8 protein-coding genes are annotated in these 12193 nt (G+C 49.0%); 5 read left to right on the top strand and 3 right to left on the bottom strand.

From position 1 onward, the window contains the following. From IQ260_RS18735 to IQ260_RS18725, 3 genes are all read left to right on the top strand, one after another. On the top strand, positions 1-194 hold a 194-nt coding region (locus IQ260_RS18735; protein WP_228016251.1), incomplete at its 5' end, for an adenylate/guanylate cyclase domain-containing protein. 6 nt (positions 195-200) lie between these two features. Next, positions 201-1370: an MSMEG_0565 family glycosyltransferase gene (locus tag IQ260_RS18730; RefSeq protein WP_228016250.1), complete on the top strand. Its 1170-nt coding sequence runs from the start codon at positions 201-203 to the stop codon at positions 1368-1370. A 747-nt stretch (positions 1371-2117) separates the two neighbouring features. Continuing rightward, a complete protein-coding gene (locus IQ260_RS18725; RefSeq protein ID WP_193994625.1) occupies positions 2118-2402 on the top strand; it encodes an MSMEG_0570 family nitrogen starvation response protein in 285 nt (94 codons plus the stop codon). Between the two features lie 86 nt (positions 2403-2488). Here the strand turns inward: IQ260_RS18725 and IQ260_RS18720 are convergent, their stop codons facing one another. After that, complete coding sequence (locus IQ260_RS18720; protein ID WP_193994624.1) at positions 2489-4660, bottom strand: S8 family serine peptidase; 2172 nt, start codon at positions 4658-4660, stop codon at positions 2489-2491. A gap of 503 nt (positions 4661-5163) precedes the next feature. On the opposite strand from IQ260_RS18720, the gene IQ260_RS18715 reads away from it, so the two are divergent. Further along, a complete protein-coding gene (locus IQ260_RS18715) occupies positions 5164-9060 on the top strand; it encodes a WD40 domain-containing protein (protein ID WP_193994623.1) in 3897 nt (1298 codons plus the stop codon). A gap of 120 nt (positions 9061-9180) precedes the next feature. On the opposite strand, the gene IQ260_RS18710 is transcribed toward IQ260_RS18715, so the two are convergent. Then, positions 9181-9495, bottom strand: coding sequence for an ArsR/SmtB family transcription factor (locus IQ260_RS18710; RefSeq protein ID WP_193994622.1), 315 nt, complete (start codon positions 9493-9495; stop codon positions 9181-9183). Between the two features lie 245 nt (positions 9496-9740). Between IQ260_RS18710 and IQ260_RS18705 the strand changes: the two genes are divergently transcribed. Further along, positions 9741-10088 carry a hypothetical protein gene (locus IQ260_RS18705; protein ID WP_193994621.1) on the top strand — a complete coding sequence of 116 codons (348 nt, stop codon included), beginning with the start codon at positions 9741-9743 and terminating at the stop codon, positions 10086-10088. A 222-nt stretch (positions 10089-10310) separates the two neighbouring features. On the opposite strand, the gene IQ260_RS18700 is transcribed toward IQ260_RS18705, so the two are convergent. Next, on the bottom strand, positions 10311-11915 hold the full coding sequence (locus tag IQ260_RS18700; RefSeq protein ID WP_193994620.1) for a DUF6399 domain-containing protein: 1605 nt from the start codon (positions 11913-11915) through the stop codon (positions 10311-10313). Between the last annotated feature and the right edge of the window lie 278 nt (positions 11916-12193).

Here is a 12193-nt window from a genome sequence, read left to right as displayed (position 1 = left end):
ATCTGTGGGGGGATACGGTCAACGTGGCCAGTCGCATGGAGTCCCAAGGAGCCGCAGACAAAATTCAGGTGACGCCTACGGTGTATGAAAAGCTGGCGCAGCAGTATACCTTTGAGCGGCGGGGGGCCATTGCGGTAAAAGGAAAAGGAAAAATCACGACCTACTGGTTAACTGGAAAAAAATCACTCCTTTGAACCACGATGCTTGTCAAACGACAGTTGACGGCCATGTCTATACCCCTGCGTATCGCCCTCCTCACCTACGCTACCAAACCCCGTGGCAGCGTCATCCACACCTTAGAACTTGCCCAGGCCCTCAAAGATCTGGGCCATCACCCCTGTGTTTTTGCCCTTGATAAAGATGGTCAGGGATTTCATCGCCAGGTGGAGTTTCAAACCCAGGCAGTGCCGGCAGGTGCTTGCGACCAGGGGATCGATCAGCTGATCCAACAGCGTATTGGTGAGTTTGTCAGCTTTTTTCAACAACATCCGGCAAAATACGACATTTACCATGCCCAAGACTGTCTTAGCGCCAATGCCCTAGCCATACTTAAACAGCAGGGTCGCATTCCCCACTTTGTCCGCACCGTTCACCACATCGAAGATTTTCAAAGTCCCTATTTACAAGACTGTCAGGAAAAGTCTATCCATCAGCCCGATCGCTGTCTCTGCGTCAGCGATATCTGGCAGCAGGCATTGGAAAAAGATTACGGTATCCAAGCCCATCGGGTGATTAACGGTGTGAGCAGTCGCTTTTCTGCTCAGCCTGATGGTTCAGAAGCGGCGTTAGCTAGCGCCTACGGCATCCATAACGGTCCGGTTTTTCTCACCGTGGGGGGAATTGAACCGCGTAAGAATTCGATCAATTTGCTCAAAGCCTTTCATCGGGTGCGACAGCAGCAGCCCCAGGCCCAGCTGGTCATAGCAGGCGGGGCGACGCTGTTTGACTATCAGGCCTATAGACAGGAATTTATGAAGCTGGTGACAGCTGACGATCTAGCCGATAGTTTGGTGCTGCCCGGTGTGGTGCCCGATGCGGAGCTGCCCACCCTCTATCGGCTAGCGGATGCGTTTGTGTTTCCGTCGGTGCAGGAGGGCTGGGGGCTGGTGGTACTAGAAGCCATGGCCTCTGGGGTACCGGTGTTGACCTCTAATCAGCCACCGTTTACGGAGTTTTTATCAGGGCAAACGGCTATGCTGGTGGAGCCTGGGGAGGTGGATGCGATCGCAACCGCCATGCTCACTCTCCTCAACCCTGATATCAGCCAACCTTTAATTCAAAACAGTTGTCCCATTATCAGCCAATACAGCTGGCAAACGTCTGCTGCCATGCATCTGGAACTCTACACGGAGCTTTCAGGCACCCCATAGTTTACGCATCAAGGTGGTACCAAAGGCCGTCTCATTCTCAATGATCCGGCAGGCTCGTGATTGAATATCGTCAATGGTAAACCTTTTCTTAAGGTTGCCAGTTTTTTCCAAGGCTTCCTGGAATGTGCCGGTTCGAGCTGAAGACTAAGATAGCAACAACGCCTTGTCTAAATGCCCGTCACCTGGAATCACTAATTTTTCCCAGCGTCTAATGTTTCCGGGGTAGCTATTTCCAGGTGACGGGCAATGTCAGAAATAACATCTGTTTCTACTGCAATTGCCCAGTATCCATCATGGCCAGCCAATGTTGCATGATTGATTTAAAGCGTTACTGACACTCCCTCTTCTTTAGCTCGCTTCAGTAACAGCCACTACAGCTATTTTGTAGAAATGTCTGTAAAAATGAACTAATGATAAACAAATCAACAATAGTTGATAAAATGGCTATGAAGAGTCGCAACTCTCAGTAGAACAACCTACGTATTTTAAGCGGGTCTTTCTTATCGTTGCCAGTAAGTTGAAATCTGCAGTGTACACATTCATTTGAGGCCAAATGTATTATGCCACTACCTAATAATCCATACCCCAATAAGCGTGATCTTGTGTATGTTTTCATGCTTGAGTTAGTCGACCGTATTCGTGGCGGTTTCACGCGTTTAAGCCGCTTTAATTTCAAGCTATTGCTAATGCTTCAGTCTACCAAACAGGAATCTACTGTAAAAAAATCTGCTGTACAGAAACAGCACCATGCCTGAAGTTCGATTCCATATTCAATGGCCTGATGGACAACAAGAGAGCTGCTATTCACCCTCGCTGATTGTAAAAGATTATTTTCAGATTGGTAAATCTTATACCATTACTGATTTTCTACAGCGTTCTCGCGAATCTCTCCAGATAGCTAGCGATCGGGTGAAGGCGAAGTACGGGTTTCCCTGTGGTTTGGCCATGGGGCAACTCCAAAAAATTGAAGATACGGCTCAGCAGTATTTAGAGCAGCCCGACAGCAAGGTGACAGTGTTACAGTTTCAGTAACTGAGTAGGTGAGTGGGAATAGGCTTCGACGTGAGTTCAGCCGAACGTGAATGGGCAGTGGGATGACAGGGGTTCACCCTCAGCCATTAGACAAATGTAAAGTGGTCCGTATTCGACAGACTTAGACTGGATGCATTCACCCCTTGAACAAGGCCAATTAGGTCACCTAGGTAGCTAATGCCAGCACCGATAATGCCACTGACAGAGACGTTCGAGATTGAGTAGGATGATGCCCTGCCTAATAGCTGAATGCGGTCTGCCACATCTGATGCAAAATTGTGGGCATCAAAGTTCTGCAACAGGGCGTAGTCAGCGTTTCCATTATCGTTGTAAAAAACACGCCCCGAACTGTTTTGTCGTTCACCCAAGATAAAGGTATCAGTATTGCTGAAATTGCTACTGATCAGGATATCGCGCTCACCATCCCCCTGGGAAGCATAACCTGTACCATTGATAGAATTATTGCCGCCGCCGCCAGCAACTCTATCATTGCCACGCATACCAATCAGAACATTGCTGCTGCTGTTGCCAGTCAAAAAGTCATTACCATCACCTGTGATAACCTTCTCAATCCCAGCAATGTCAATACTCACACCGTCGATCCGGCCCGTTCCAGCATTTAGATTAACTTGACTGTTAGAATCAACGGCAGCCGCATTGATAGTATCGAAACCGAGGCCACCATTAATAAAGCGAGAATGACCAAACAGGCCGTCATAGTCTGAATATTCTTCGGTGAAGATAAACGTGTCGTGGATGGAGGGTGACTGGCCGTAAAATCGCACATCAATATCGTTAACTGTAATTGGAGAGGCTGACGTACTATCAGCATCCACCAACTCCACTTGCCAATTGCCCACGGAATTCTCACCTCGAAATGCATTGGAGTAAAACTTCCAGCGTCCGGTGAATCCACCTGAGGCACTACCGTTATCTTCGCCACTATTATCAATCAGAATACTGGTTGTACCATCGGGCGAAATCAGGCGCACGTCCAAATCACCTAGGTCATACCACTTAGAAAACCGAATATCTACTTCAACATGTTCAATATCAACGTTGCCAGTGACCGCGCGGTTAAATGAGGTACCGCTTCGGCTAATGGTAACAGCAGTATCAAGAAAGTCTTTAGATACAACAACATCGTTGGTGCTAGTTTGAGAACTACTGCCCCAGGTTTCTGCCATTCGCACAGCGGCCTTTGCATCTACCAGGCCAAAGCCATAGTCATTGGAAAAATGCAGACCACCACCGTTCCAGTTGTTGGCACCGTTGAAGCTCCAGGCATATTCTTCACTGCCGTTCGTACCGGTACCCACATCGCTACCCACATGGCGAGCAGAGTAAGCCAAAATCTCTTGCACATCGCGCCAACCCAATTTGGGATTGGCTTCTAACATCAATGCCACCACACCAGACACCATAGGAGTCGATGCCGAAGTGCCATTAAAGTTAAATCGATAGTCTCCAGAAGTAGCACCATCTGTTCCAGTTCTATCAGTGGTGACAACCTGTCCCGGTGTGCCAAAGGCTGATACTAGAACCGATGCACCATAGGAGCTGTAGGATGAGACGAATCCATTCTGGTTAACAGCAGCCACAGAAATGGTGCGAGGATTAGCATTCCAAGACATGGCATTTGTATCAAAATCAGTACCACGCTCATTTCCTGCTGATTTCACCAAAATGGTACCCAGACCATCACGACCAAAACGAGCCGCATTATCAATGGCGGTATTGAGTTTCCCCATCTCCGCAGCATTGCGGCCAGTATCGAAAAAGCTATAGGTGCTAAAGCTCATGTTGACCACATCAGCTTCGCGATTGCGACCCCTAGTCTGAGTCAGCCCCGATGCGTTATCCAAGGCATTGGCGACCATCAATACATCGCCACCGTTTCTGGTGCGGAAGCTAAATATAGTTGAATCGTAGGCAACACCAACACCGCCTATACCATTGTTAGCATTGGCTCCAATGACACCGGCCACCGCAGTGCCATGGCTTTGGCCCCTGGTATTGTTGGCATCAGGGCTGGGGTTAGTATCGTTGTTCACAAAATCCCAATCTTTGGCCCTTGAATAGTTACCGTCCAAGTCAGGGTGGGTGCGCTGAACAGGGCCTTCTAAAACAGCTACTTCAACACCAGCGCCCGTGTAGTCATCCCAAACGTCAACGACGTTAAGGTCCAACAGGCCAGGGGTGCTATTGCGTAAATGCCACTGAGTAGAAAATAGGGGATCGCTTGGAAGAGTTGCCATAGGAATTATCTCAATTCGGTTGGTTATGTAGGCAAATGAAAAGCTCGCCGGACCCTGTTGTCCATAGTTCAAATCTAAAGTTTCCAGTTGACTCAGTTGTTGATGTTTTGGGTATAGATACCGCCCCTTAAATGCCAGCTGCTTTGCAGATATCTGCCAGTTGAGGACGAAAAATTATCCATAACTGCACAACCATGGATAGTCCCCATGCAGCGGTAATGTTCCATAAGTTGGCGGGGAGTCATTGCATGGGACAACAAGGATTTTGAGATTTTGAGACACGCCATCAGAAACTAGAGTCAAAAGCAGTTGTTTTATGCTTTGTTGAACCTATCCTAAGAGAAGAGAATTACGATCCCTCAGTACCCGCCAGGGTGATTGTGAAATTTCCGAAATATCGTCTTAATGAACTGAATATCTGTATAAAATCTATTTTTCACTTTTTTAAATCAGGAATGGTAGATTAATCCTGTGAAGAAGTCCTGGGGTAATCTGCCACAGCCATGACTGACGTTTTTATTTCCTACTCTCGCAAAGACAGTGCCTTTGTGCAGGTGCTCAATCAGGCCCTGACCGACAGTAAATACGATGCCTGGGTAGATTGGGAAAATATCCCCCTAACAGCTGATTGGTGGGAGGAAATCAAGGCAGGTATCGAAGGGGCGGATACGTTTATCTTTGTGATTAGTCCCGACTCGATTACATCTAAAGTTTGTGGTCAGGAGATTGACCATGCGGTGGAAAACAATAAGCGGCTGCTGCCGATTGTGTACCGAGAGGGGTTTGATATGTCCCTGGTACGCCCGGCATTGGGTAAACACAACTGGCTCTTTTTTCGAGCAGCGGATGACTTTGACCATGCTTTTTCATCGCTAGTCGAGGCTCTGAATACCGATTTGATCCATGTGCGAGAGCATACTCGTATTTTGGTAAAAGCCATCGAGTGGGACAAAAAACACCGCACTGATGACTTACTACTGCGGGGGCGAGAGCTAGACACAGTTTTTCAGTGGCTGGCTGATAATGCCGAAAAAGAACCGAGATCGACTCAGCTACAGCGAGATTATGTTAATGCCAGCCGCAAAGCGGTCCAAGCCCAACAAGCTGCAGAGCTAGAGCGCCAGAAAAAAGCCCGTAAAGCAACAACGATTGGGTTAGCTGCCGCTGTTTCGGGGCTTGCGATCGCATCCGTACTCGGCCTGTTTGCATTTCAACAACAACAGCAGGCCGAGCGGGGGCGCATCAATGCCGAGATTGTAGTCAAAAGCCTGGAAGCAAAAAATCTACAAACCTCCGGCTTACAAATAGAAGCCCTCAAAAAGAGCCTGGCCGTCGGTCACCAGGTGCAAACCCTCGGCGACAAAATCACTTCAGAAACCCGCTACCAGGTATTGGCCGCCCTCCAACAGGACGTTTATGGCATGACGTCGCGCAACCGTCTAGACGGACATGAGAATACGGTGCGTACCGTGAAAATCAGCTCCGATGGTCAGCTCATTGCCTCCGGTAGTGATGATGGCACGGTCAAACTGTGGCAAGCAGACGGTCGTTTGATGCGTACATTGGCAGACTACGAGTTTGTTCAAGGGTATAACTTTCTCTACAGCGCTATTCAGTTCAGCCCTGATGAACAACTTCTCGCCACTGCCGGTAACGATGGTACCGTGCGCCTTTGGGAAATTGAGGGGCAGGGCCACCAATCGCTGGCAGGGCATCAAGCCAATGTGCGAGCTGTGGTGTTTAGCCCTACTGGGGAAGCGATTGCCACTGCCAGTGAAGATCGCACCGCCAAGCTATGGCGAGCCGATGGCACTCTGTTGGCAACGTTAGAGGGGCATTCGGCTCCGCTTACGGATGTGCAATTTAGTCCCGATGGCAAGACTGTGATCACTGCCAGTCAAGATGGTACGGCTAAACTTTGGAATTTAGATGGGACGCTGCGACAAACCTTGGAGGGGCATCGCGATCGCATCTTTCGAGTTCGCTACAGCCCCGATGGCAACACCATTGCCACCGCCAGCTTTGATAACACCCTAAAGCTGTGGCGAGCCGATGGCACCTTAATATCCACCCTGGCCGAGCACACAGATATCGGTTGGGATTTTACCTTTAGCCCCGACGGTCAGGTATTGGCCTCAACGGGGGGGCGACGCGACAAGACTATCCGTCTATGGAGTCTCGATGGCACTTTAATTACCGCCTTAGAAAGCCATCGCAATTTAGTGACAGCAATTGAATTCAGTCCCGATGGAACAACGCTGGTATCCGCCAGCGGCGACAACACCCTAAAGCTGTGGAAGCGTGATGGCGATCTGATTCAAACACTGTCGGGTCACAATGGATGGATTTTAGACGTTGACTTTAGCCCAGATAATCAGAGCATTTTCTCCGCTAGTGTCGATCGCACGTTACGAGTGTGGCAAGCGCAAAATTCAGCCGCTCTCATCCTAGCGGAGCCTGACTCAACAGAAGCGTTGCGGGCCGTCAGATTTAGCCCCGATGGAGAAGTCATCGCCACCGCCAGTGAAGATTCAACCATCAAACTTTGGGATCAAAAGGGTCAGTTGTTACATTCCCTAGAAGACCACGAAGACTCGGTTTGGACCCTAGATTTCAGTCCCGATGGCCAAACGCTGGCCTCCGCAAGTACAAACGGAGTTATTAATCTTTGGAACCGTGGGGGACAACGACTCACGACTCTTGACGCTCACCGTGGGGCCGTTTACCAGGTCAAATTCAGCCCCGATGGCCAGCTGCTGGCTTCGGCTGGGGAAGACCGTATGGTTTACCTTTGGAACCCTAAAGGTGAGCTTATCGCTAGCCTGGATGGCCATCTCTCTTCAGTGACATCCATGGCATTTAGCCCCGACGGTGAATTGTTGATGACAGGGGAGTTTACAAATACCCGCAATCGGCCTGTGATGGCTAAGCTTTGGCGCACCGATGGCACCCTGGTGGCAAATTTAGACGGGCATTCTGAATTTCTCTACGGGCTGCAGTTTACCCCCGATGGCAAAACGGCTATTACCGGTGGTTGGAAAGGTAAAATCCAAACCTGGCAAACGGATGGCACCTTGATCAAAAGCTGGCAGGCCCATACGGCGGGTATCTATGGTATGCGGGTCAGCCCGGATGGTCAGCAGCTAGTCTCTGTCAGTGAGGACAATACAATTAAGCTATGGACCTTAGACGGTGAGCTGCGGCAAACCCTGAGGGGGCATCGAGATGATGCTATTAAGGTGCGATTTAGCCCAGACGGGAATATCTTGGCGTCTGCGGGGGAGGACAATACTATCCGACTCTGGCAGCTAGATGGCAAGCTCATCACTACGATAGAGGGCCATCAGGACTGGGCTGTTGATCTCGATTTTAGTCCAGACGGGCGAACAATTGCTTCTGCTAGTCGAGATGGTACCGCCAAACTGTGGAATTTTAGCTTAGATACCCTGATGACCCAGGGGTGTGACTGGCTGACGGAGTATCTCACTATTCATCCAGATGCATTGGTAGAGCTGGAGGTTTGCCAAAATGATCAATTGATTGTGGCCGCAGCGCCCGCGTTGCTGGCCCAGGGTGATGCTTTGGCAAAAACTGGTGATTTTGACGGGGCGGTGGCAAAGTTTCAGCGGGCGCGGCAGTGGGATAGCAGCTTGCAAATTGCGCCGGAAAAAAGAGCTGCGATCGCACTAGTTTACCAAGCTCAAAACCAGGCCCAAACACCAGACGACCAGGATGCTGTCACCGCGATACTACACCAAGCCCTCGACTATAATCCTGATCTCGACCTTCGCCCTGACACCCCCGAGTTAGATCAGGAGACTCAGGCTGTTGCCACTTATTTTGTCGCCATCTCTCAGCGCGATCAGGCGGAGAATCTGGCCCGCTATGGCGATAGTGAGAACGCGATCCCCCTTTATCAAAAAGCCCTTGAGCTTTTTCCTAGTCTTGACTTGAATCCTGGGACAGCAGCCATTGAAACGGAGCCAGTGCAAGTCGCTCGTAAATTTTCTGCCCCTCAACTCATTGTCGAGGCTCAGCAACAGGTGCAAGAGGGCAAAGTCGCAGCCGCTATCGAGGCCTACAGAATGGCCCAAGCGAACGATCCTGATCTTGCAATCACGGCGCAGGATTGGGACATGCTCTGCTGGTTTGGCACAGTTAATCAGCAGATGGAGGCTGTGCTGTTTGCCTGCGAAAACGAAGTTGCCCTAACTCCCAGTGTTCAAAGTAGTCTCGATAGTCAGGCCATTATTCATGCGGTGGCGGGCGATATTGAAGGTGCGATCGCAGATTTCCAAGCCTACCGTGACTACATCGAGTCAGGGTTCAGTGAGCGTGCATCCCAAGCTCAAGCCTGGATTGATGCCCTCCAGGCAGAAAAAAATCCCTTTAAACCGTAGCGTCCAGCCAGCTTCTAGCCGCTGAACTTGGAATCGTTATGACACCACAGAAAATCACATTTAAACAACTTTCAGTTTGTATCTCTTCAGCCAATCGCCGAAGCCTAATTGCGAAAATGGTTAATCCGGACAGCTGCGGGCGGGTAAGACCGAACTCTTCCGCCGAAAGTCAGATAAATACTGTTCTAAAACTACAAACTGTGGCAGGTTGAGTCGATAGTAGATCCAGCGCCCCTCCTGTCTACCTTGAATCAATCCGGCCTCTCGCAAAGTTTTGAGATGAAATGAGAGCTTAGAGGCGCTAACTTCTAGGCTTTCAGCAATGTCGCAGGCGCATAGTTCACGATCGCGCAGTAGCTCGAGCACCTGCAGTCGATAAGGCTCTGAAAATGCCTGAAAAATTGGCAAAACGTTAGTAATAGCTGTCGTTTTCATAACGTACTATCAGGACTAGCAAAGATCATAACTCCTTTAAAGTTGAACTAAACCAACAACTCACGATCTTCCTAAATCATTTTACTGTTGGATAGTTACTGCCCAACGAGTATCTAAAGCTCGGGCAGCCATGAAGAGTGCCAAAAGCTTGTTTCTTAACAAAAATTAAATATTGATTTTTCCTGTTGTGAAGATATAGACACAGAAAAGTAAAGTGCTCTTTACCTTTATCAAAGGACTTCAATATGTTCAAGAAAAATTTCAAAACTGCTATCAAATCTTTAATAGCGATTGCTGCTGTTTCAGTAACCTCAGTTAGTTGCAATACTACAACTATGCCTGGAGAATCATCTGCTCACGCTAGTCAAGGTCCTCAAATTCCATTATTGGATGTTAATACTTCAGATCCAAATGCAGCTCCTGTAGTATTAGAGGCGAAGGTGGGAACAGATGTGATCTTTCACGAAAAGCATTCTAGTAATGAAAAATGGGCGAAAGTTGAAATAAGAAACATGCAACTTTGGGTTTATACGGATAGGTTAGACTGTATCAATCCTTCAAAAGAGACTACTTGTCAACTTAAGTTAAATTAGTTTGACCGCGAAGAATCAAGTTGCAAGAAATGATAAAATTATCAGAACTTTTGTGCATCTACCTCAGGGCTATTTCATTCTAAATCTGGAACAGGTTTATTGGGATTCAGCTATCACATGCTCAAATTCCAAAAGCCTGATATCAAGAATTTTCGTTAGTACATGCAAGCACACTTTTCGGAATGAAATAACCCTGCATATACTCTTCTACTGGGTAACAACTTAAGCCGGGAAAAGCTCTACGTGCAAGGGAACGACTTGATGTGCTTTAGATGACCGTCTAGGCATGGGAAGCTCATTAATATTACCGAGGATCCATTCAAATAAGTCTGGAAATGAGTGTCCAAAGAGTCGTTGAGCAGCGGTGGTCCCATCGGGACGTTTAAGGTCAAAATTGTGAATAATGGTGAGTACCTTCAACGACTGAGCAGAAAAGCCACGATTGACATGATGGCGCTGGGATAGATAGCCATTGCGTCCCTCAACGGCAGAGGACGTGCGTTGGTACTTGGCACACATCCACTGGCACCACTGGACCCAGTATTGTCGTTGGGCGTCATCGATCTGTAGGGTCATCGCGTGAGCCATGAGCTGATCATAGGCATCACTGGCCGCTTGTTGGTAGCGTGCTTTGAGATGAGGTTTGCGGGTTTTATCGGTCTGTTGAGCCCAATACACCCAAGGCAATACGGCGGTGAGAACCCAATTTTGAACGTCGGTCTCCTGGGTTTCAGAGGCTAAGGCCTGCATCACCCACTGCCACCAGGCATGAATCCCGTTAGCGAATTGAGGAATCTGAGCGTCAAAGGTGTCAATCGCATGTTGCGCCTTATCCCCTCCATAGAGCTTGGCGAGGTGAGTCAGTGTCTTCAACGGAGCCGCTAACTGGGTGGTTAAGTCGTCAAACAATTGCCATTGAGGGGTATCAAGGGTGAAAGGATGAACCGCTTGGCTAATATCGGCCAGGGCACGATGATAGGTGTGCTGATCTTGTTCAAGCTGTTGGTATTGCTGGGTCAGGGTCTCTAGCTGTACGTTCAAGGTCTGTTGTTTGGCCTTGTGCTTGGCTTGGTTCACTTGCGGTTGAAGGGTGTCGAGTTGTTTCTCCACCTGAGCCAGTTGGCGTCCCAAGGCACTGCCGATAGGACGAGCTAAGGCTCGCATGGCATGGAACAAATCGGCCACACTGACGGTGCCTAGGCCTGAGATGGCCAGTTTCACCAACGCACGAGCCCCATCACTGACCATAAAGTGGCACTGCCAGTCGGACGGATGCCACCATTGCTCTAGCTGGTGACGCCAGGTTGCATACTGACGATTCTCACATTCCACTTCGGTAAAGATAAACCCACTCGCCAATTCCACCAGCACCAGTATCGGCAGTCCAAAAAAGGTTTCGTCTCCCCCAAGGCAGATGCCGGGTTTGTTATGAGATTGACACTGCTCAGATTGGGAGACTGCGTAGGCGACAATGACCTCTTCAACACGATGCTTGACTTGACGCAGGGCACTGGCTGATACACCCACATGGGTCTCTAGATGAACCGACTTAAAAAACTCGCATAGGCTTTCTGCCCCGATACCGTGCTTTATCCCAAAGTGATAGAGCACACCTAACACCAGACGTTTTAGCCAAGCTGACCCACTCGCGGTTTCCCAAAGCTCCGATTCTGCATACTGGTTGCGACGCGCTATCCCTTGCTGATGACGATGCACACTGCTTTTACTCATTCCGAGGGCCGACGCTATCGACTCGATTCCCTGATTTGCATCCGCTTTGATACAACCAGCCACTTTTTGGCTGCGCTCTCGTATAGTAAGACTCATCGTTCCCGAGTTTGTTTTGCATCGGATACGATACACGGCTCTGAGCTTTGCTGCAGAGCTATTTTTTTTGGTCGCGCAGCTCAATGTGCTTATTGATACATACCTTAAGACTAATTCGCTTCCCGGCTTAAAGAGTTACCCCTTCTACTTCAATAGTCCGGACAGAAAAGCGAGAGAAATAGCCAGAAAAGCTATTCAGGCACTAAGGTTTTGTTAACAGACAAACCCACCTGAATAGCCATGACATGCATCATACCGGGTCTACTACGAAAAGTGGG

This window comes from Leptolyngbya cf. ectocarpi LEGE 11479 (assembly GCF_015207065.1).
Classification (GTDB): domain Bacteria; phylum Cyanobacteriota; class Cyanobacteriia; order Phormidesmidales; family Phormidesmidaceae; genus Leptothoe; species Leptothoe ectocarpi.
Note: the sequence above shows the minus strand (reverse complement) of the source record. Positions and strands in the feature narration are given on the sequence as shown.